17 protein-coding genes and 2 pseudogenes are annotated in these 21362 nt (G+C 67.1%); 11 read left to right on the top strand and 8 right to left on the bottom strand.

Annotated features, from left to right (window positions below):
- Positions 1 to 114: 114 nt before the first annotated feature.
- A complete protein-coding gene (locus tag ACHMW8_RS09175; protein ID WP_395445340.1) occupies positions 115 to 2616 on the bottom strand; it encodes a TonB-dependent receptor in 2502 nt (833 codons plus the stop codon).
- A 251-nt stretch (positions 2617 to 2867) separates the two neighbouring features.
- On the opposite strand from ACHMW8_RS09175, the gene ACHMW8_RS09170 reads away from it, so the two are divergent.
- Complete coding sequence (locus ACHMW8_RS09170) at positions 2868 to 4379, top strand: ArnT family glycosyltransferase (RefSeq protein WP_395445339.1); 1512 nt, start codon at positions 2868 to 2870, stop codon at positions 4377 to 4379.
- Positions 4380 to 4417: 38 nt separating this feature from the next.
- On the opposite strand, the gene ACHMW8_RS09165 is transcribed toward ACHMW8_RS09170, so the two are convergent.
- Both ACHMW8_RS09165 and ACHMW8_RS09160 read right to left on the bottom strand, forming a co-directional pair.
- Positions 4418 to 5059 carry a 3-oxoacid CoA-transferase subunit B gene (locus ACHMW8_RS09165; protein ID WP_125157069.1) on the bottom strand — a complete coding sequence of 214 codons (642 nt, stop codon included), beginning with the start codon at positions 5057 to 5059 and terminating at the stop codon, positions 4418 to 4420.
- Positions 5059 to 5787: a CoA transferase subunit A gene (locus ACHMW8_RS09160; protein WP_395445338.1), complete on the bottom strand. Its 729-nt coding sequence runs from the start codon at positions 5785 to 5787 to the stop codon at positions 5059 to 5061. Before ACHMW8_RS09160 ends, ACHMW8_RS09165 begins: the two co-directional genes overlap by 1 nt.
- A 171-nt stretch (positions 5788 to 5958) precedes the next feature.
- Between ACHMW8_RS09160 and ACHMW8_RS09155 the strand changes: the two genes are divergently transcribed.
- Positions 5959 to 6555, top strand: coding sequence for an NAD(P)H-dependent oxidoreductase (locus ACHMW8_RS09155; RefSeq protein WP_125157071.1), 597 nt, complete (start codon positions 5959 to 5961; stop codon positions 6553 to 6555).
- A 5-nt stretch (positions 6556 to 6560) separates the two neighbouring features.
- On the top strand, positions 6561 to 8465 hold the full coding sequence (locus tag ACHMW8_RS09150; RefSeq protein ID WP_395445337.1) for a monovalent cation:proton antiporter-2 (CPA2) family protein: 1905 nt from the start codon (positions 6561 to 6563) through the stop codon (positions 8463 to 8465).
- Between the two features lie 3 nt (positions 8466 to 8468).
- Here ACHMW8_RS09150 and ACHMW8_RS09145 read toward each other — a convergent pair whose 3' ends face one another.
- Complete coding sequence (locus ACHMW8_RS09145; RefSeq protein WP_395445336.1) at positions 8469 to 8696, bottom strand: hypothetical protein; 228 nt, start codon at positions 8694 to 8696, stop codon at positions 8469 to 8471.
- Between the two features lie 16 nt (positions 8697 to 8712).
- On the opposite strand from ACHMW8_RS09145, the gene ACHMW8_RS09140 reads away from it, so the two are divergent.
- A complete protein-coding gene (locus ACHMW8_RS09140; RefSeq protein WP_395445335.1) occupies positions 8713 to 9543 on the top strand; it encodes a hypothetical protein in 831 nt (276 codons plus the stop codon).
- A 304-nt stretch (positions 9544 to 9847) separates the two neighbouring features.
- On the opposite strand, the gene ACHMW8_RS09135 is transcribed toward ACHMW8_RS09140, so the two are convergent.
- Together ACHMW8_RS09135 and ACHMW8_RS09130 are read right to left on the bottom strand one after the other, a co-directional pair.
- Positions 9848 to 10879, bottom strand: coding sequence for a fatty acid desaturase family protein (locus ACHMW8_RS09135; protein ID WP_395445933.1), 1032 nt, complete (start codon positions 10877 to 10879; stop codon positions 9848 to 9850).
- Positions 10880 to 10999: 120 nt separating this feature from the next.
- Positions 11000 to 11671, bottom strand: coding sequence for an OmpA family protein (locus tag ACHMW8_RS09130; RefSeq protein ID WP_125157074.1), 672 nt, complete (start codon positions 11669 to 11671; stop codon positions 11000 to 11002).
- Between the two features lie 179 nt (positions 11672 to 11850).
- Between ACHMW8_RS09130 and ACHMW8_RS09125 the strand changes: the two genes are divergently transcribed.
- On the top strand, positions 11851 to 12786 hold the full coding sequence (locus ACHMW8_RS09125) for an isopenicillin N synthase family oxygenase (RefSeq protein WP_125157075.1): 936 nt from the start codon (positions 11851 to 11853) through the stop codon (positions 12784 to 12786).
- Here the strand turns inward: ACHMW8_RS09125 and ACHMW8_RS09120 are convergent.
- On the bottom strand, positions 12783 to 14579 hold the full coding sequence (locus tag ACHMW8_RS09120; RefSeq protein ID WP_395445334.1) for a pilus assembly protein TadG-related protein: 1797 nt from the start codon (positions 14577 to 14579) through the stop codon (positions 12783 to 12785). The genes ACHMW8_RS09125 and ACHMW8_RS09120 overlap by 4 nt on opposite strands.
- Before the next feature lie 63 nt (positions 14580 to 14642).
- Here ACHMW8_RS09120 and trmD point away from each other — a divergent pair.
- Both trmD and rplS read left to right on the top strand, forming a co-directional pair.
- Positions 14643 to 15379: pseudogene (gene trmD / locus ACHMW8_RS09115) on the top strand (tRNA (guanosine(37)-N1)-methyltransferase TrmD).
- Positions 15380 to 15381: 2 nt separating this feature from the next.
- Positions 15382 to 15786, top strand: a complete 405-nt coding sequence (rplS, locus tag ACHMW8_RS09110) for a 50S ribosomal protein L19 (RefSeq protein WP_125157077.1) — start codon at positions 15382 to 15384, stop codon at positions 15784 to 15786.
- 289 nt (positions 15787 to 16075) lie between these two features.
- Here the strand turns inward: rplS and ACHMW8_RS09105 are convergent, their stop codons facing one another.
- Complete coding sequence (locus tag ACHMW8_RS09105; RefSeq protein ID WP_395445333.1) at positions 16076 to 17614, bottom strand: MFS transporter; 1539 nt, start codon at positions 17612 to 17614, stop codon at positions 16076 to 16078.
- 148 nt (positions 17615 to 17762) lie between these two features.
- Here ACHMW8_RS09105 and leuC point away from each other — a divergent pair.
- The 4 genes and pseudogenes from leuC to leuB all read left to right on the top strand — a co-directional run bounded on the left by leuC (position 17763) and on the right by leuB (position 21324).
- Positions 17763 to 19209 (top strand): annotated as a pseudogene (gene leuC, locus ACHMW8_RS09100) (3-isopropylmalate dehydratase large subunit).
- Positions 19206 to 19814, top strand: a complete 609-nt coding sequence (gene leuD, locus ACHMW8_RS09095) for a 3-isopropylmalate dehydratase small subunit (RefSeq protein ID WP_395445332.1) — start codon at positions 19206 to 19208, stop codon at positions 19812 to 19814. Before leuC ends, leuD begins: the two are co-directional and overlap by 4 nt.
- Before the next feature lie 136 nt (positions 19815 to 19950).
- The gene (locus tag ACHMW8_RS09090) at positions 19951 to 20253 is read left to right on the top strand and encodes a putative quinol monooxygenase (RefSeq protein WP_125157351.1); all 303 of its coding nucleotides are present in this window, start codon (positions 19951 to 19953) and stop codon (positions 20251 to 20253) included.
- A gap of 18 nt (positions 20254 to 20271) precedes the next feature.
- A complete protein-coding gene (gene leuB / locus ACHMW8_RS09085; protein ID WP_395445331.1) occupies positions 20272 to 21324 on the top strand; it encodes a 3-isopropylmalate dehydrogenase in 1053 nt (350 codons plus the stop codon).
- Positions 21325 to 21362: the final 38 nt, after the last annotated feature.

Below are 21362 nucleotides of genomic sequence, written 5' to 3'. Positions count from 1 at the left end.
GATGGCCCCTCGGAAGCCCGAGGTCAAGCGCCGCCTAGTTAGCAAACCTACGTGACAAAGAAAAGGGCGGCCCGATCGGGCCGCCCTTCTCCATGGTCTTGCCTGCTGGTCGGCTTAGAAGCCGGCGCGCAGGGTGAGCGTGAAGGACCGCGGCGCGCCGACGTTGGCGTAAGGGCTGCCGTAACCCGGGGCGCCCGGGGTCGCGCTCGTCTGCGTACCCAGGTTGCCGTAGTACTTCTTGTCGAACAGGTTGCTGACGTTCGCTTGAATGAACGAGTGCTCGAAGCCGAGGCCTTTCAGAGAGTACTTCGCGTCGAGGTCGGTCAGGACATAGCCGCCAACCTTCAGGTCGTTGACGTCGGTCACCCAGCGCGAGCTGACGTACTTGGTCTGAACGCCGAAGGTCAGGCCTTCCGTCGGTTCAAACTCCAGACGGTTCGAGAACGTCCAGTGCGGGGTTTCGGCCAGGGACTTGCCCTTCGTCGCGGCGAAGGTCGTGGCGCTGGTCGCGATGTTATCCTGCACTTCGCTGTCGTTGTACGAGACCGAGAAGTACGCCACCAGATATTCGGCCGGGTTGAAGCCAGCCGAGGCGTCGACGCCCCACTGCTTCACCTTACCAACATTGCGGTCGATGCTGATGCCCAGGTCCTGATCATACGAGCTGACGATGCGGTTCTGGAAGTTGGTCGACCAAGCGCTCAGGTTGACCAGCCATTCAGCGGTCTGGAAGCGATAGCCGCCTTCGAACGTCTTGCTGGTCTCCGGCTGCACGGTCGAGTTACCGACCGAGCCGTCGGTGAGGCGCTTGACGGTGTACAGGTTGTCAGTGCGCGGCAGCGAAGTCGACTCGGCGTAGCTGCCGTAAACTTGGCTGCGATCGCCCAGACGATACATCGCGCCGACGTTCGGCAGAACGTCGTCATACTTCAGGGTCTTGGAGTAGGGCGCGATATATTCGGTCGTGCCGGTCGCCGCGAACGTCACGTTGCCGTTGGCCAGCGTGGCATTCGGGGTTTCGGTGGTGCAGCGCACCGAGCTCGAGCCGTTCTGCGAGAAGCAGAACTGGTTCAGTTCGCGCTTGAAGAACGGCGCGCGGACGCCGACGCTGACGTTCAGATTGTCGTCCATGAACTTGCCGCGATATTCGGCGCTGAACTGGTTGAGCGTGGCGATCGAGAAGCGGTCACGCGCGCGCATGAAGCTCTTGCCGTCCACGGTCATGATCTTCTCGCCGTGGCCGTCCTTGCCGCCGAACCACGAGGTGTAGCGCGGGCCGTCCGAACCACCGAAGTCGATGGTGCTGTACTCGCCGGTCTGGCGGTGGCGACCATAGTCCAGCGTGTAGCCGACGCGGAACGCGTTGTTGTCGTTCAGCTTCCAGATCAGCGACGTCAGCACGCCGTAACGGCGGGTGTTGGTGTTGCTGGGCGTCATGACCCGAACGGTGTCGTTCAGATCGCCGTCCTTGTTCAGGTCGACGCCGCCCGTCGTGGCCGCGCCGCGCAGCTGCGGGCTGGTTTCCGACAGCGTGCCATTCTGGGTGCCGCCGTTGGCCAGGGTGTACTGGAATGACGGGTCGAAGGTGAAGGTCAGACCGTGACCCAGCGTGAAGCGCGACTGGCCGCGCAGGTTGCCGGTGTTCGAGGGGTTGATCCGCAGGCCGTAGTAGCTGGAGTTGGTCGCGCCGTTGTCGACATCAACGTCGCCCGTGGCTGTTCCGGTGGCCGGGGTCGAGGTCGGCGCGATGTAGACCTTGGCGAAGTCAACGTCCCAGCCGGCGGTGTCGACTTCGTTAGGGCGCGAGGCGGTCGCCGTCCGCAGGTTCGGGCCGTAGTAGGCGTTGTTGCGGTTGACGTTGTAGTGAGCCGCCAGGCTGACGAAGTCGCCGTTGTCGCCGATCGGCTGATAGACTTTGGCGTTGACCTGACGCTTGTAGATCTCGCCTTCGCCCTTGAACTTGTCGTACTTCTGGTACGAGCCCTCGACCCACATGCGGGTGCCCCACGGACCGAACTCGCCGGTCTCGGCAAAGGCGGCGAAGCGGCGATAGTTGTCGGTGCCGACGCTGGCCTGCGCCCAGACGCTGGCTTCCTTGCTCGGCGTCAGGGTCGAGATGCCGATCGTGCCGCCGGTGCTGGCCGCGGTCGGGCTGTCGACGTCGGTCGAGCCGGTGTTGACCGTGGCGCTGGCGATGATTTCCGAGTCGGGCAGCTGGTTGGTGTAGGTCGCGTAGTTGCCGGTGTCGTTCAGCGGCATGCCGTCGAACGTGAGGGCGACGCGGTTGCCGTCGAAGCCGTGCAGACGAATGTTGCCGCCGCTGCTGCCGTAGGCGTCGTTGTTGGTGAAGTTCAGGCCGGGAACGAGAATGCTCAGCGACTGGATCACCGTCTGGCCCGGAACCTGGGTGGCCAGGAACTCTTGCGACACCGTCGCACGGCTCTTAGCAACGGTTTCGGCGTTCAGCATGCCGCCGACGGTCTTCGGACCAGTCGCCGCGGTCACGACGACCGCGTCCAGTTCCGTCGAGGCCGTGGACTGAGCATAGGCGCCATTGGCGGCCACCAGGCAACCGACCAGGGCGGTCGTCGCCAGGGCGAAATTTCTCATATTCATCTTGAAGATCCCCTCATTATTCGACACGCCTGCCGCGGACGGCATGGATGAGCATCGTTGAGGGCCGTTTAGCGAAAGTTTTAGAAGGTTTGGTGACGGAAAGGCCACGCCCTCTCCCAAACTGTCATAAAGGACGGATATCGCGGAAGAATTGGTCATATTTTTCTTACTTGGCTAATTAGGCGTCATGGCAACCGCACACGAATTCTTCGAGAATTTCGATCGAGTCCCGCGCCTGGCGCCTGACGCTGATGATGGTCGCCGCGCTCACGCTGGCGCGGCTGATCGCCCTGTTTTCGACGCCGCTTGAGCTGTATCCGGACGAAGCTCAGTACTGGCTGTGGTCGCGCGAGCTGGCGTTCGGCTACTTCTCCAAGCCGCCGATGATCGCCTGGCTGATCTGGGCCACGACCCATGTCGGCGGCGACGCCGAAGCCTGGGTGCGGCTGTCCGCGCCGCTCCTGCACGGCGCGACCGCCCTGGTGGTCCACCGCATCGCCCGCAAGCTCTACGGCGGCTGGACGGGTCTGGTCGCGGCGGCGATCTACAGCCTGATGCCGGGCGTGGTGCTGTCGTCGGGCCTGATGGCCACCGACGCGCCGCTGCTGTTCTTCCTGTCGCTGACGATCTGGGCCTATGTCGCCCTGGCCGAGGAGACCGCGCCGCGCCGCTACTTCGTCGCCGCCGGCATGGGCGTGGCTCTGGGCCTGGCCTTCCTGTCGAAGTACGCGGCGGTCTACGCCCTGGGCAGCATCGTGATCCACTTCGCCATCTCGAAGGAGGCCCGCAAGCGCTGGTGCCCGGCCGCGGCGGTGCTGTTCGTCACGGCCTTCGTCCTGACCCTGGCCCCGAACTTCGCCTGGAACGCCAGCCACCATTTCGCGACGGTCAAGCACACGGCCTCGAACGCCAACTGGGGTTCGCACCAGCTGTTCAATTTCCGTGAGCTGATCGAGTTCGTGGCCTCGCAGTTCGGCGTGTTCGGTCCCGTGCCGTTCGCCGTGCTGCTGGGCGGCGCGGTCTGGCTGGGCGTGAAGAAGCGCCTTCAGTCGCCGGATCTTCTGCTGCTGTGCTTCTGCGCCCCGCCGCTGATCATCGTGGCCGGCGAGGCCTTCGTCTCGCGCGCCAACGCCAACTGGGCCGGGGCCGCCTTCGTCTCCGGATCCGTGTTGTCGGCCGGCTGGCTGCTGCGCTGGAACGCCCGCCGCTGGCTGATCGCGGGCCTGGCCTTCGAGGCCCTGTTCGCCGTTTTCTTCATGGTCTGCATGGTCAACCCCAAGGCCGCCGACGCCGTGGGCCTGTCGAACGGCTTCAAGCGCGTGCGCGGCTGGGATCAGACCGTCCAGGCGATCATCGAGCGCTCGCGCGAGGAGCAGGCCCTGCGCGGCCCGCTCAGCGCCGTCGCGATGGACGACCGCTTCGTCTACAACGCCGCCGCCTACTATGGCCGCGACTATTTCGGCCAGCCCGGCGCGCCGCCCTTGCGGATGTGGGTGCACGAGGCCCAACCGCAGAACCAGGCCGAGACCGAGGCGCCGCTCGACGCCGACTACGGCCGCCGCGCCCTGATCGTCAGCCTGGAAGGCGGCTACCGGCCCGAGATCGAGCAGGACTTCAAGGCGACCTCCGGCATGCAGATCAGCCGCGTGCGCCTCGACAAGAAGCGCTCGCGGCGCATCGACCTGTTCATCGCGGAGGGCTTCGCGCCCCTGCCCCGGGATCCCGTGACGGGCCTGCCGCCGGAGCCGAAGAAGCCTCGGTAGCGGCTCCCCCCTTGGCGGGGATGGGGATCTCAGAGCGACTAGACCGCGACCTCGAACGCCGCCTCGGTCTTGGCCTTGACCTCGTCGACGGTGACGCCTGGGGCCAGTTCGATCAGCTTCACCGGCGTCTTGCCGCGGTTGATCTCGAAGACGCCCAGCTCGGTGATCAGCAGATCCACGACACCCGCGCCCGTCAGCGGCAGCGAGCACTGCTTGAGAAGCTTCGGCGCGCCGGACTTCTCGCAGTGGTCCATGACCACCACCACGCGCTTGACGCCGGCGACCAGGTCCATGGCTCCGCCCATGCCCTTGACCATCTTGCCGGGCACCATCCAGTTGGCCAGGTCGCCGGTCTCGGACACCTGCATGCCGCCCAGGATCGACAGGGCGATGTGGCCGCCGCGGATCATGGCGAAGCTGTCGGCCGAGCTGAAATACGAACTCGAGTCCAGCTCGGTGATCGTCTGCTTGCCGGCGTTGATCAGGTCGGCGTCCTCCTCGCCCTCGTAGGGGAAGGGGCCCATGCCCAGCATGCCGTTCTCGCTCTGCAGCGTCACCGACATGCCCTCGGGAATGTAGTTGGCCACCAGGGTCGGGATGCCGATCCCCAGGTTCACGTAGAAGCCGTCCTGCAGCTCCTTGGCGGCGCGGGCCGCCATTTCGTCACGGGTCCAGGCCATCAGACTTCAACTCCAGCGGCGGCGGTTTCCTTGGGGCGGGTGGTCACCCGCTCGATGCGCTTCTCGAACCGGGCGCCCTTGACGATGAAATCGACATAGATGCCGGGGGTATGGATGGCGTCCTTGTCCAGGGCGCCGATCTCGACCAGCTGCTCGACCTCGACAACGGTCTTCCGGCCGGCCGTAGCCATCATCGGATTGAAGTTGCGGGCGGTCTTCCGGTAGATCAGGTTGCCCTCGGCGTCGCCTTTCCAGGCCTTGACGATCGCGAGGTCGGCGGTCAGGCCGCGCTCCATCACGTACATCTCGCCGTCGAACTCGCGCACTTCCTTGCCCTCGGCCACCAGGGTGCCGTAGCCGGTGCGCGTGAAGAAGGCCGGGATGCCCGCCCCGCCCGCACGGATGCGTTCGGCCAGCGTGCCCTGCGGATTGAACTCCAGTTCCAGTTCGCCGCTGAGGTAGAGCTGTTCGAACAGCTTGTTCTCGCCCACATAGGACGAGACCATCTTCTTGATCTGACGGTTTTCGAGGAGAATCCCCAGGCCGAAGCCGTCGACGCCGCAATTATTGGAGATGACCGTGAGGTCCTTCGTCCCCGCCTCGCGGATCGCCGCGATCAGGTTCTCCGGAATGCCGCAGAGGCCAAAGCCCCCGGCCATGATGGTCATGCCGTCGAACAACAGCCCGGCGAGGGCCTCGACGGCGTCCTTCTTCACCTTGTCGACCATGGTGTCTCCCTATTCCCGAGCTCGCGGGCTATCCCGAACGGGGTCGGCCTGTTTATCCGTAGCGGATGAAAAGGCTGCCTCGCCGCACCTGTTTGGCTCTTGGCGAACCGTGTCGCCCGAGCCGCGAAAAAATTCAACCCTTGATGAATTATTTTCCGGAAGGGTCGCCTGATGACCGACGCTAGCACCGGCTCGATGACGCCCGCCACCTCTGGCGTGCTCCTCGTGCTGGCCCACCCGGCGCTTGAACGGTCTCGCGCCAATCGCGCCCTGGCCAAGGCGGCCAAGGGCCTCTCGGGCGTCACCTTCAAGGATCTCTACGAGATCTATCCGGACTTCGCGGTCGACATCGAGGCCGAGCAGGCGGCCCTGCTGGCGCACGACGTCATCGCCCTGCAGTTTCCGCTCTACTGGTACTCGACCCCGGCCCTGATGAAGGAGTGGCTGGACCTGGTCTGGCTGCACGGCTTCGCCTATGGCGAGGACGGCGTCGCGCTGAAGGGCAAGAAGCTGTTCGTGGCCTGCTCCACCGGCGCCAGCGCCAAGGCCTACCACATGCACGGCTACAACCGGTTCAGCATGGACGAGTTCCTGCGACCGCTGGAGCAGACCGCCCACCTGTGCGGCATGGAATGGGAGACACCGTTCGTCGTGCACGGCGCCTCCGTGAAGGACGACGCGGCCCTGAAGGCCGAGGCCGAGCGCTACAAGGCGCGGGTGGCCTCGCTGCTGCCGGCGCCGCGGGTTTCGGGCAAGGCGGAGGCGTAAGGCGCATGGAGAACTTCCTCACCCAGACTCTCGTCTATCTGGGCGCGGCCGTCGTCTCGGTGCCGATCGCCAAGCGGCTGGGGCTGGGCTCGGTGCTGGGCTACCTGATCGCCGGCGTGGTCATCGGCCCGTTCGCGCTGTCCCTGGTCGGCGACCAGGCCGACGTCATGAAGTTCGCCGAGTTCGGCGTCGTCATCCTGCTGTTCCTGATCGGCCTCGAGGTGCAGCCCTCGATGCTGTGGGACATGCGCAAGGCCATCTTCGGGCTGGGCGGGGCGCAGGTGCTGGGCACGGCCCTGGCAATCGCCGCCGCCGCCTACGCCCTGGGCCTGCCCTGGCAGACGGCCCTGGCGGTGGGCCTGGTCCTGGCCATGTCCTCGACCGCGATCGTGCTCCAGACCCTGGACGAGAAGGGGCTCCGGCAAGGCCCCGTCGGGCGCGCCGCCTTCGGGGTGCTGCTGCTGCAGGACCTGGCGGTCATTCCGATGTTCGCCCTGCTGCCGCTGCTGGCCACGGGCGCGGCGAGCCACGCGGCGGGCGGCGGCGGCCATGGCGAGGGCAGCCTGGTGGCTCACCTGCCGATCTGGGCCCAGACCCTGTCGGTGTTCGCCGCCGTGGCCGGGGTGATCGGCGGCGGCCGCTATCTGGTCCAGCCCCTGTTCCGCTTCATCGCCAAGGCCCGCCTGCGCGAGATCTTCGTCGCCGCCGCCCTGCTGATCGTGGTCGCGGTCGCCAGCCTGATGCAGATCGTCGGCCTGTCTCCCGCGCTCGGGGCCTTCCTTGCCGGGGTGGTGCTGGCCGAGAGCGAGTTCCGCCGCGAGCTGGAAAGCGACATCGAGCCGTTCCGGGGGCTGCTGCTGGGCCTCTTCTTCATCACCGTCGGGGCCGGCGTGAACCTGCCGCTGGTGGCCAGTCAGCCCCTGAAGCTGCTGGGCGTCGTCATTGGCCTGATGGTGCTGAAATTCATCGTCATGTACGGCATCGCCCGCCTGTTCGGCGCGCCCAAGCGCGGGGCGATGGCGGTGGCCACAGCCCTGGCCCAGGGCGGCGAGTTCGCCTTCGTGCTGCTCAGCTTCACGGTCGGCGCGGGCGTGATCGGCGTGCAACTGGCGGCCCTGCTGACCGCCGCCGTGGCCGTCTCCATGGCCCTGACGCCGGTCGCCATGATCCTCTACGAGCGCGTGGCCGCCCTGATGGACGCGGCCATTCCCGACATCGCGCCCGACACCGGCGCCTTCGACGAGGGCGAGCCGGACATCATCATCGCCGGCTTCGGCCGCTTCGGGCAGATCACAGGCCGCCTGCTGCAGGCCAGCGGCTTCAAGTCGACGGTTCTCGACAGCGACATCGAGCAGATCGAGCTGCTGCAGCGCTTCGGCCGCCGGGTGCACTATGGGGACGCCACGCGCCTCGATTTGCTGCGCGCCGCCGGCGCCGAGCGGGCCCGGATGCTGATCGTCGCCCTGGATGATCGCGAAAAGACCGTCGAGCTGGTCGAGACGGCTCGCAAGGCCTTCCCGGACCTGGTCATCCTGGCGCGCGCCTGGGACCGCCGACACGCCTATGACCTGCTGGCCAACGGCGCCGACGCGGTCGAGCGCGAGACTTTCGAGTCGGCCCTGGCCCTGGGGACCACCGCCCTGCAGAAGCTGGGCTTCCGCGCGCACCGGGCGCATCGGGCGGCCGCCTTCTTCCGTCGCCACGATCGGCGAGTGTTCGAGGAACTGCGCCCGATGTGGGGCCAGGAAGAGGCCTATATCCTGGCCTCGCGCGACGCGGCCAAGACCATGGACCGCCTGCTGGACGCCGACCTCCACCGCATGCGCCCCGGCGACGCCGGCGGGGCCTGGGACACGGCCAGCCTGGACGAGGAACTGCGCGAGCGCGCGGAACAGGAAGGAGCGGAGTAGGCTCTAGGCCGCGTCCAGCGCCCTCAGCCAGTCGGGCAGCGCGCCGGCCGAAGCTTGCAACGCGCTGGCCCGCGCCGCGGCCATCACGCCCTGTCCACGCGCCTCGCCCGGCGTCATGCCGAAGCGGCTCTTGAACGCCCGGCTGAAGCTGGACCAGACGGTGAAGCCATGGCGCTCGGCCACCTGGGCCATGGCCAGGGGCTGGATCGGATCGGACAGCGCCTCGAACACCCGACGCAGGCGTCGGTTGCGGGATGTGTTCGCTGACCCCGCCCAGCGGCGCGAACAGCCGATAGAGCGAGGCGCGCGAGACGCCGAACTGGCGGCACAGCATCTCGACCCCAAGGTCGGGGTCGTGCAGGTTGGCGTCGATGAACCGGCGCATCCGCGCGCGCTGGGTGTCGGCCGAGGCCCGCCGAGCCGCGTCGCTCCGCTGGCCCAGCGTCAGGCCGGCCAGCAGGTCGGTCGTGGCGCGGCCGACGCCATACGCCTCCTCGGGCCGCAGGTTGGTCGCCACGCGCATCAGGCTCTCGGCGTGCGATTTCAGCAGCTGCGCGCCCGCGCTCTCGCGGCGCAGGACGAGGCCGTGCAGCGGATCCAGGTCGATGTCGCGCGCATCGAAGGCCGCGCGCGGCAAGGCCAGGTTCAGGTTCACGCAGTCGCCCGCCTGGGACTGGAAGGTGCGGGTGAGATCCAGAATGCAGACGTCGCCAGGTCGCGCGGTCGTTTCGCCGCGCCCCGCCTGACGGCTGTCACCGCCCTCGAGGATGATCTGCACCATGATCAGCTCCAGCCCGGTCGCGGCGACCTTCCGCGTATCGCGACCATAGGCGAAAGCGCCGCCCGTCATGTGCGCCGCGCCCAGCAGCATCGGCCCGATATTGAAGGTGTCGACCCAGAGGTCGGGGCCCGCGGCGTCGACGTCGCCCAACCGCATGTCGAAGATCGGCGCGATCGCCTCGGCGTAGGCTTCCACGCCCTGGCGGCCGGGCGTGACGCGGGTGCCCGCCTGATAGTGGGGAAGCATCGAGGCTTGCGACATGAAAAACTCGACCCCGGAAACGCGAACCGACGATAGACGGACAGCCGAGCCAAAGCCAGAAAGCCGTCCGTCGTCAACGGCTGGGCCGGGCGCTCGCGCCGCGTCTCGAATTCATGACCCGCCGTCTCAAACCCCTGGCGCGCCGTTGCCAGGCGACGGGCCCTGGCTCTACGGGAACGGCCGGCGCGAAATCGTCCGATCCATTCCCTTGGTGACGAGCTCGCGCCGAGCGGTTTGGTCCGGTCCGTCCAGGGTGGGGAACTTTTGGAAGGTCCGGACCGCCGCGTGAACAACCCAAACTACCGCGACGCGGACTCCCGCCGAGTCCGCGTCGCTCTTTTCAGGTCGCGGGTTGTTTCTGGCCCACCCGGCGGAAGAGATCGCCCAGAGCCTCGAACAGGCCCTTCTCCGAGGCCTGGTGATAGATCGAGTCCGTCGCGAGGGCCGCCGTCAGGCGAGCGTGGGCCTTGCCCAGATTGTGATACGGCAGGCGCGGCAGCAGGTGATGCAGGGCGTGGTAACGCAGGCCGACCGGGGCCCACAGCTCCGAGGCCAGGTTCGGCGGCGGCACGTTGACCGAGTCGAGGAACTGCTCGTCGAGCGTCATCTTGCCCCCCTCGTTATCCCAGTGGTGGGCGACCAGGGTGCGGGCCTGGTTGAGGAAGGTGGCCAGCGAGAAGATCAGGAGGCCGGTCAGCACGGCGCGGAGCGGCAGCCAGCCGGCGACGGTGGCGGCGATCACCGCCCAGGACCACAGCCAGCAGGCGACGTCCTGAACCACCCAGGCGGCGCGCCAGCGGTTGAGGTCGTCGCGCACGAAGTCGGGATTGATGATCAGGGCCGACAGCTTGGTCTTCAGGTAGCGGCGCAGCGGCGGGACCGCGAACGACAGCGGCACCAGGATCGCCGAGCGAAGGATCACGCCCAGCGGAGCCAGCAACGCCACGAACAGGAAGCCGGCCAGGCCCAGCGGCGTGAAGCGCGACAGCGGCATGTATTCCGGATCCAGCGCCGTGCCGAAGCGGTCCTTGATGTGGTGGATGTTGTGCACGCCCTCGTACATCAGCGAGGGGGTCATCAGCGGCACGCCGACCAGGATGTTCCAGCCGACGCGGAAGCCCGGAGCCTCGTCGTCGCGGATGTGGGTCAGTTCGTGGATGAAGCTCAGGGCGCGATAGAGGGCCAGCACGCTGACCAGGCCCGCGACCAGACCGATCGCCAGGACGCCCGTCGTCGCGGCGACATAGAGACCGCCCCACATCAGGGCGACCGAGACGATCATGTCGACCCAGTAGACCGCCGCGTTCGGCGTCATAAGGTCGTCGGTCAGGGCATAGGCCTGCTTGGTCAGACTGACGCCCTGGCTCGTCAACTTGTTCACTTCGACCTCGCGCCGCCTACAAACCCGTAACAGGCATGACGAATTGGCGACGACGCGAGGGAAAAGCAACCGTTTGGATCAAAGGCGCGACAATTCCGCGCCCTTAGGTGTTCACTGGGTCAGCGGCCGCAGGATGATCTCCACCCGGCGGTTCTGGGCGCGGCCGGCGGCGGTGGCGTTGTCGGCGATCGGCTGGCGCGAGCCCATGCCGGCCACGAAGACGCGGTCCGACAACACCCGGCCCTGGCGCACAAGGTAGTCGGCCACCGCGCTGGCGCGGCGCTCGGAAAGCCCCTGGTTGTAGTCGGCGCCGCCGCTGCTGTCGGCGTGGCCCACCACGTCGATCGTGGTCTGCGGATAGGCGTTCAACGTGCGGGCCACGTCGTCGAGCACGCGGGTGAACTGCGGCTGCACGTCCGACTTGTCGACGGCGAAGGTCACGTCGCTGGGCATGACCAGCACGATCTGATCGCCGTTGCGGCGGATCATCACGCCCGAGGTCTCGAGGCTGCGGCGCAGGTCGGCCTGCTGGCGGTCCATGTAGTTGCCGACCGCGCCGCCGGCCAGCGCGCCGATGCCCGCGCCGATCAGCGCGTTCTTGCGGCCCTGCTCGCCCTTGTTGGTGTTGGTCAGATAGCCCAGCAGGGCGCCGCCCGCCGCGCCGGCCAAAACGCCCGTGCCGGTGTTGTTGCGCACCGGCATGCCGGTATAGGGGTCGGTGGTGGTGCAGGCGACCAGGGCGGTAGCGCCCATCAGTACAGCGACCAAGGCAATCTTGCGCATTCTCGCAACCCTCACGGCTTTGTTGTAGATCAACGTCAGACGGGCAAACGCCCTTCTTATGGTCAAGTTCCAATATCGCACCTGACGCCAGGATGAACGGGTCTTCGTTTCGCCCCTGGCCCGGTGTAGTAAGAAGGAACTTACTCATCTCCCATTCCGCTGTCTCAGGGCTCGAAGAAGTGTCTACCTCCGCCATCGAACCGATCTCGTTCTCCCTCTACAGCAAGGACTTCCCGCGCTTCGCCCAGGAGCTGGGCGCGTCGTTCGAACGCTACGGCTTCGCCGTGCTGTCGGAGTACGACATCCCGCAGGACCGCATCGACGCGGCGATCGCCGACACCAAGGCCTTCTTCGCCCTGCCGGAAGAGACCAAGAAGCAATATGCCGGGGTCAAGGGCGGCGCGCGCGGCTACATCCCGTTCGGGGTCGAGACCGCCAAGGGCGCCACGCACCACGACCTGAAGGAATTCTGGCACATGGGCCGCGACCTGCCGCCCGGCCACCGCTTCCGCGCCACCATGGCCGACAATGTCTGGCCGGCCGAGATCCCGGCCTTCAAGCATGACGTCAGCTGGTTCTACAACGCGCTCGACAGCATGGGCGGCAAGGTGCTGGAGGCGATCGCCACCTACCTGAAGCTGGACCGCGATTTCTTCTATCCGACCATCGAGAACGGCAATTCGGTGCTGCGCCTGCTGCACTATCCGCCGATCCCGCTGGACGCCACCGGCGTGCGCGCCGGCGCCCACGGCGACATCAACACCATCACCCTGCTGATGGGCGCCGAGGAAGGCGGTCTTGAGCTGCTGGACCGCAACGGCGAGTGGCTGCCGATCAACCCGCCCCCGGGCTGCATCGTCATCAATATCGGCGACATGCTGGAGCGGCTGACCAACCACGTCCTGCCCTCGACCATCCACCGCGTGCAGAACCCGCCGCCCGAGCGCCGCCACATCCCGCGCTACTCGACGCCGTTCTTCCTGCACTTCGCGTCGGACTACGAGATCAAGACGCTGCCCAACTGCATCACGCCCGACAACCCGGACCGCTATCCGGAGTCGATCACGGCGGACGAGTTCCTCCAGCAGCGCCTGCGCGAGATCAAGCTGGCCTAGAAGCCGCGCCGTATCCCGGACAGGACAAAGCCCCGCCGGTCGCTCGGCGGGGCTTTTTCGTTGCGCGACAGCCGGGTCGCTACTTGGCGATCCGCAGGTTCTGGATCGAGCCGGCGATGGCGTTGAACACCGTGGTCAACTGCGAGGCGTCGGTGACGTCGTAGTACATGTCGGTCGTCGTCGCACAGCTTTGCAGGATGCTCTTGGAGTGGGACGAGACGCCGACGCCGATCGAATAGACCAGAAATCTTCTTGTCCCGCAGATTGGCGCAGATCTTGGTCTGGCGGCTGTCGATGGCGTCGCGGCGGTTGTCGCCGGTCGAGCCGACGTCGAGCGCCGTCCCGCTCGAATTCTTCAGGCGCTTTTGCCAGATATAGCCGTAGCCCGAATAGACGGAGTCGTTGGGGTTGCTGACCTCGTTGTTGACGTTGTCGCCGTCGGTCAGCAGGACGATGATCTTCGAGACCTTGTCCGTGCCGTAGGCCTTTCCGTCCGCGAACGGCGCGTTGGGCGACACGGTATGCCAGCCCCACATCAGGCCCATGGCCACGTTGGTGTTGCCATTGGCGACCATTTTATCAAGCTTGTCGGTGACGGTGGTCTCGCCGGCGGATGTCTTGACGTTGGTCAGACGCAGCAGGCTCGTTAGGCCGCAGCCGGCGTTGGGGCCGTAATCCGTGCCGTTCTTGGCGTCGCTGATGATGTTGCTCTTGTTGTTACTGGCGTACTTTTGCGGCTCACCCTGTCGGGTCATCCACGCGCTAGAGTTGGACTTGTCGTTGGTAATCCAGTTGTTCTGAATGGTCCCATTCCGCACCGTACGCGCATCGCGGTAGTTGCTCCAGCCCGCGGAAACGGTGTTGTCATCCGGTTCGTCGGGCGCGAAGAACGGGACGAACATGGTGGCACCCGAGCCGGCGGCGGCGTCGGTGATGTCGTAGGGATCGGGCCGGCTCTCGACGCAGCCCGCCCAGGACAGGCCCATGTTGGACAGCAAGGTGAAGCGGTTCTGGGCGCTATTGAATAGGTCCGCGCCGTAGGCGGTCGGCTGTGTGCCCGTGATCCAGCTTGCGCTCTGGTAGGTCGAGCCGACGTTCACGGTCATCGAGAACGGCACGACCGAGATCTTCACGGAATCCGGGTCCGACGACCGCTGGGCGGCGGCGGCCAGCGTCGCCACCAGCGACTTCGAGGCGGTGATCAAGGCGGTGATCTTCTTGCCGCCCGACCCCAGCTTGCTGTCCATCGAGCCGGTGTTGTCGAGCACCAGGGCCACTTCCAGCTTGTTGACCGAACGCACCACGTCCGAGGAGGCGGTGATCGTGATGTCGCTGTTCGTCCACAGATTGGCGATAATCGGCTTCAGCGTACCGCTGGCGGTCGCAACAACCCTGTTGTTGGTCCCGGCCTTGAACGTCGAGTTGGCGCCGGTGAGACCCAGGTTCAGGCCATTGATCTCGGCCAGGAAGGCGGGGTCCCCCACCGCGTCGAGTTGGGCGTCGGTCACCGCCGTCGAGCGCGCGGCGATCAGGGTGGCGGCGTCCAGGGCGTCCTGCATCTGCCGGCGCTGCAGGCTGACGCGGCTGATATCCACCAGGCCGAACACCAGCACCGCCAGCGGCAGGGCCAGCAGGGCGAACTGCACGGCGATCGCGCCGCGTTCGTCGCGCCGCAGACGGCGAGCGAAGGCGGCGAAGCCTTCGGTCAGGCGTCGGAGGAAGCGGCTCTCGGTCGGCATGGTCGGGTCCCGGGCGTGATTTTCCGCGTGACCTTCGCCGATGAGGGTGAACAAGCCGAAAACGCCGTTGATGAACGCCCCTTCGACTCCGCGCCCGCCTGCGGCTAAACAGCGCCCATGCCGTTCACCGCCACCGTCCTGACCATGTTCCCCGAGGCCTTTCCCGGCCCGCTCGGCGTCTCGATGATCGGGACCGCCTGGAAGGAGCAGGACCTGTGGCGTCTGGAAACGCTGGACATTCGGGCCTTTTCCAAGGATAAGCGCGGCTTCCTCGACGACACCCCCGCGGGTGGCGGCGCGGGAGCCGTGCTCAAAGCGGACGTCATCGCCTCTGCGCTCGACAGTGTGGAGCTGAATGGTCGGCCGCTTTTGTACATGAGCGCCCGGGCAGGCCCCTGACCCAGGCGCGCGTTCGAGAGTGGTCCAAGGCGCCCGGCATCGTGGTGCTGTGCGGCCGCTTCGAGGGGGTGGATCAGCGGGTGCTCGACGCCCGCGGGTTCGAGGAGGTCTCGGTCGGAGACGCTGTTCTCGCCGGTGGCGAAGCGGCAGCGATGGTCGTGATCGAGGCGTGCGTTCGACTGGCCCCGGGTGTGCTGGGGAACATCGAGAGCACGCTGGAAGAAAGCTTCGAGGACGGCCTCCTCGAGCATCCGCAGTACACGCGACCGCGGACGTTCGAAGGGCTCGACATCCCCGAGGTGCTGCTGTCGGGCGATCACAAGCGGATCGACCAATGGCGCAAGCGTATGCGTGAAGAAACGACCCGCGAGCGGCGTCCAGATCTCTGGGAAGCGCATCTCGCCAATCAACAGGCAAAAGGCGGCCCGAAAACGGGTAAGCCCAAGGAGAAATGATCATGGCGATCAACATCATCGCTCAGCTCGAGCAAGAAGAATCGGCCCGTCTGCTGGCCGCCCGCGCGATCCCGGAATTCCGTCCCGGCGACACCCTGCGCGTCAACGTGAAGATCAAGGAAGGCGAGCGCGAGCGCGTTCAGGCCTATGAAGGCGTCTGCATCGCTCGTCAGGGCGCGGGCGTCCACGAGAGCTTCACGGTCCGCAAGATCTCGTTCGGCGAAGGCGTGGAGCGTCTGTTCCCGCTGCTGTCGCCGAGCATCGAAAGCATCGAAGTCAAGCGTCGCGGCGTCGTCCGTCGCGCCAAGCTGTACTACCTGCGCGACCGTCGCGGGAAGTCGGCCCGTATCGCCGAGCGCGCCGGTGGCAACACCAAGGCCGCCGCCGCGGCTTCGTCGGAAGACTAAACCTTCGACATTCGGACGTGAACGAGGCCTTGGCGGGAACGCCGGGGCCTTTTTCTTTGCGCGGCGTGACGGCGTCGCTGGCGCGGCCGCTCCGGCCAAGCTTTCGTGCGATCGCACGCGACTTGACAAACCCGCGTTCCGTGACATGGTTAAGGCACCCCCGGCCTCGGTCGGGCTTCCAGACCGTCTCCTTTCTAGTGGACGGCCCTTTCCCGGGCGGAGCCATCGGCCCCCGGAAGCAAAGAATGATGCTAGGGCGCGCCGCAACACAGGCGCGCCCTATGTCGTTCTAGGAAACCTTTCGAGCCCCGCGCCGCCCACCGCGGCGGGTCCTTTCCGCATCGCGTTCGGCCTGGCTCTCCCGCGCCCGGCGCAGCCGCAGCTGCACGCGCGCGTCACGCAGCAGGGCGGCGGGAACGTCGGTCAGCAGCTTCAGACCGGCGATCGGCGACAGGTTGCGCACGTCGCGTCGGGCCTGGGCGATGACCTCGCCGACCATGGCCTTGCTGTCGACCTCTCCGGCCTCCTTGACCAACGCCAAGCGGTGCAAGGCATAGAGGCCCAGAACGAACGCGATCAGGAAGTAGAAGTCCCAGCTCGACACCCGCAGGGGCATCAGGGTCAGCACATCGCCCGGACTGGTCCAGCGCAGCAGGATCTCCAGCCGGCGGGCGGCGAAGAAGTCGGCGAACACCCCGCCCAGCACGGGGGCCAGGCCCGCCGCCGCCGAACTGATCAGGGCGTTGGCGGCGATATAGGCCGTGGCCGAACCGCGCGGCGACAGCTTCATGGCGATATTGCCCGAGGACAGGGTTACGCCCGCGGTGGCCAGGCCCATCAGGGCGTGCAGCCCCACCAGATAGGCCATGACCCAGGGCTTGGACGCGATCTGCGAGGCGCCGACCATGGCGGCGATGCAGAGGATGAACAGCGGCGCGGCCACCGCCAGCACCGACTTGTTGGCGAAACGGTCGGACAGCAGGCCCCAACTGCGCAACGCCAGCACATTGGTCGCCTGGCTGACCACGCCCAGGATGACCACGAAGGTGATGTCGAGACCCAATTGCTTGACGAAGAACACCGTGAAGAACGGCGTGGCCAGGTTCACCGCGAACTGCCAGCTGGCCAGGAACATGATCAGCCGCCGGAAATTCTGGTCCTTCAACGGCGCCTTCAGCAGCGGCAGCAGGCGGATGGTTTCGGTCGCCGGCGGCATCTTCGGCTCCGGCGTCAGGGCCAGCTCGCGGCAGCTGAGCAGGCCTGCCAGGAACCCGAAGGCGTAGAGTCCGGCGAAGGCGATCGGTCGCCAGGTCGAGCCCTCTGGCGCGCGATCCAGGGCGAAGGCGGCGGCGAGGCTGGCGACCAGGGCCACGATGGTGGCGTTGATCGTCCGCTTGGCGAAGATCTGGCCCAGCCGCTGCTCGGGCGCGAGATCGCGCACCCAGGCGTTCCAGGCGCAGCCGCCGAAGGTGGCGATCCCGCAATAGAAGACCTGCAGCACGACCAGCAAGGCCAGGGTCGCGCCCCCCGCGCGCGGCGCGACGGCCAGCACCGCCATGCCGGCCAGGGCGCAGCGGCTGATCAGGCTGGCCAGGATGGCGATGCGCTTGCGGGCGCGGAGCTTCTCGACCAGCAGCACGCCCGGCGCCTGGAGCAGCTGAACCCAGAAGGTGATGGCCGCCAGCAGGCCGATGGTGGTATTCGAAGCCCCCAGGTGCATGGCGAAGGCCGTCAGGATCACACCGCTCGTCACGGCGGTGCAGGCGTTGGAGAAGCCCGCCTCGAGAACCAGGTGGCGCAGGCCGCGCTCGCGGTCGTCATCGCTCAATTGGGACGTCGGTGAAAAAAACATGCGCGACACCAGCCTGAGGCGTGACCGAGGGGGCACGAACGGTCGCCATTGGGCGATCGAACAAAGGATTCTGGGCGTTTCCTCGCTTTACGCGCCCTTCGCGAAGGCCTAGATGCGGGGCGCTATGACCCGCACATCCAAGACGCTCTACGACAAGATCTGGGACGCTCACGTCGTCAACGAACAGGACGGCGAAGCGATCCTCTATATCGACCTGCACCTGATCCACGAGGTGACCACCCCGCAGGCCTTCGCCGGCCTTCGCGCGGCGGGTCGCAAGGTGCGCCGCCCCGACCGCACGCTCGCCGTGGCGGACCACAACATCCCCACCGAGGGTCAGGCGCTCGGCGTCGACGCGGTGGCGGACGAGGAAGCGCGCCTGCAGCTCGAAGACCCTGGCCCGCAACGTCGCCGACAACGGCATCGAGTTCTTCCCGATGGGCGACATCCGCAACGGCATCGTCCACGTGGTCGGGCCTGAGCAGGGCCGCACCCAGCCGGGCATGACCATCGTCTGCGGCGACAGCCACACCTCGACCCACGGCGCCTTCGGGGCCCTGGCCCACGGCATCGGCACGTCCGAGGTCGAGCACGTCCTGGCCACCCAGACCCTGCGCCAGAAGAAGGCCAGGAACATGCTGGTCCGCGTGGACGGCAGCCTCGGCCCCGGCGTCACCGGCAAGGACATCGCCCTGGCCGTGATCGGCGAGATCGGCACGGCCGGCGGCACCGGCTACGTCATCGAGTTCGCCGGCCAGGCCGTGCGCGAGCTGTCGATGGAGGGCCGCATGACCCTCTGCAACCTGACCATCGAGGGCGGCGCCAAGGCCGGCCTGATCGCGCCCGACGACAAGACCTTCGCCTATATCCAGGGCAAGCCCGCCGCGCCCAAGGGCGCGGCCTGGGACATGGCGGTCAGCCACTGGAAGACCTTCTTCACCGACGAGGACGCCGTCTTCGACCGCACCGTGGTCATCGACGGCTCGGCCCTGGTTCCGATGGTCACCTGGGGCACCTCCCCCGAGGACGTCATCCCGGTGACCGGCAACGTCCCGGATCCGGAAAGCTTCGCCACGCCCGACAAGCGCGCGGCCGCCCACCGGGCCTTGGACTATATGGGCCTGACCGCCGGCCAGCCGATCTCGGAAGCCCGCATCGACCGCGTGTTCATCGGGTCGTGCACCAACAGCCGCATCGAGGACATGCGCGCCGCCGCCGCCGTGGTGCAGGAAGCTTTCCTGCACGGCCGCCTCGTCGCGCCGCACGTCAAGGCCATGGTCGTCCCCGGCTCGGGCCTGGTGAAGGAACAGGCCGAGGAAGAAGGCCTGGACGCCATCTTCAAGGCCGCCGGCTTCGACTGGCGCGAGCCGGGCTGCTCGATGTGCCTGGCCATGAACCCCGACAAGCTGCAACCGCACGAGCGCTGCGCCTCGACCAGCAACCGCAACTTCGAAGGCCGCCAGGGCCGCGCCGGCCGCACCCATCTGGTCTCGCCAGCCATGGCGGCGGCGGCGGCCATCGCGGGACATCTGACCGACGTGCGCACCCTGCTCTCGGAGACCGCCCAATGAAGGCCTTCACCCGCCTCGACGGCCGCGCGGCTCCGCTGGAGCTGGCCAATATCGACACCGACCAGATCATCCCCAAGCAGTTCCTCAAGACCGTCGAGCGCGAGGGCCTGGCCAAGGGCCTGTTCTACGACTTCCGGTTCGACGGCGAGGGCGACGAGATCAAGGACTTCGTGCTCAACAAGCCGGAGTACAAACGCGCCTCGGTGCTGATCGCCGGCGACAATTTCGGCTGCGGCAGCTCGCGCGAGCACGCCCCTTGGGCGTTGATGGACTTCGGGATCATGTGCGTGATCTCGACCAGCTTCGCCGACATCTTCTACAACAACTGCTTCAACAACGGCCTGCTGCCGGTGGTGGTGAAGCCCGACGAGCTGGCGCTCCTGATGGACGAGGCCAAGGGCGGCAACCACATGGTCAGCGTCGACCTTGAGGTCCAGACCGTCATCTCGCCGTCGGGCAAGACGATCGGCTTCGACATCGATCCGGTCCGCAAGGAGAAGATGCTCAAGGGCCTCGACGCCATCGGCGAGACCCTGCAGCACGGCGGCGACATCGACGTCTACGAGAGCAAGCGCGCCATCAGCCAGCCCTGGCTGGAAGCCTGAAGCGCCTCCCCTCCCCTTGATGGGGAGGGGTAGGGGTGGGGTGATGCGGCGGTTCGACCGCGCCAGACCCCGACAGGCTGTCACCCCCATCCCCCGACCCTTCCCCCATCGAAGGGGGAAGGGGGAGAACGCTGAGATGACCATCATCCTCGCCGGCACGATCCGCATCGCGCCCGACCGCCTGGCCGAGCTGCGACCCCACCTTCGGGCCCAGGTCGAGAACAGCCGGGCCGAGCCGGGGTGCCTGGACTACGCCCTGACCGAAGACCCGCTCGACCCTGGCCTGATCCGGGTCTACGAGCATTTCGTCGACGAAGAGGCCCTGGCCTTCCACCGCGCCAGCCCGCACATGGCCGCCTGGCGCGCCTGCTGGCCGGAACTCGGCGTCGGCGAGCGCCGCATGTCGTCGTTCGACGTCTCCGCCTACCGCGAAATCTGATCCAAGAGAGAGCCTCCCATGCCCACCCTGCTCCTCCTGCCCGGCGACGGCATCGGCCCGGAAGTCTGCGCGCAGGTGCGCCGCGTGGCGGCCGCCCTCACCCCGGACCTGACGGTCGAGGAAGCCCCCTATGGCGGCTCCAGCTATGACGCCCACGGGACACCGCTGCTGGACGAGGTCCGCGACCAGGCCATCGCCAGCGACGCGGTGCTGATGGGCGCCGTCGGCGGTCCGCAATGGGCCAACGCCCCGCGCCACCTGCGCCCCGAGGCGGGCCTGCTGAACCTGCGCAAGGCCATGGACGTCTACGCCAACCTGCGCCCCGCCTACTGCTTCGAGGCCCTGGCCGACGCCTCTAGCCTGAAGCGCGATCTGGTCTCGGGCCTGGACATCATGTTCGTGCGCGAACTGGTCGGCGGCGTCTATTTCGGCCAGCCGCGCGGCATCGAGGATCTGCCGGACGGCCAGAAGAAGGGCTTCGACACCCAGGTCTACACGACCAGCGAGATCGAGCGGGTCGGCCGCGTGGCCTTCGAACTGGCCCGGGGCCGGACCAACAAGGTCCACTCGGCCGAAAAGTCGAACGTCATGGAGTCGGGCCTGCTGTGGAAGCAGGTGATCACCGAGCTGCACGCCCGCGAATATCCCGATGTTCAGCTGGAGCACATCCTGGCCGACAACTGCGCCATGCAGCTGGTCCGCGCGCCCAAGCAGTTCGACGTCATCGTCACCGACAACCTGTTCGGCGACATCCTGTCGGACGCCGCGGCCATGCTGACCGGCTCGCTGGGCATGCTGCCCTCGGCCGCCCTGGGCGCGCCCGGCAAGCCCGGCCTCTACGAGCCGATCCACGGCTCGGCCCCCGACATCGCCGGCAAGGGCCTGGCCAATCCGCTGGCCGCCATCCTGTCGTTCGAAATGGCCCTGCGCTGGTCGCTGGGTCAGGTCGAGGCGGCCGACGCGTTGCTGGCGGCGGTCAAGAAGGCTCTCGACGCCGGCGCGCGCACCCGGGACCTGGGCGGGTCGCTGACCACCGCCCAGATGGGCGACGCGGTTCTGGCGGCGCTCTAACCCCTTCCCCAACAACCGTTTCAGGCCCTAGGCTCCTC

The organism is Caulobacter sp. UC70_42, from assembly GCF_044056025.1.
In the GTDB taxonomy this organism is placed as follows: Bacteria; Pseudomonadota; Alphaproteobacteria; order Caulobacterales; family Caulobacteraceae; genus Caulobacter.
Note: the sequence above shows the minus strand (reverse complement) of the source record. Positions and strands in the feature narration are given on the sequence as shown.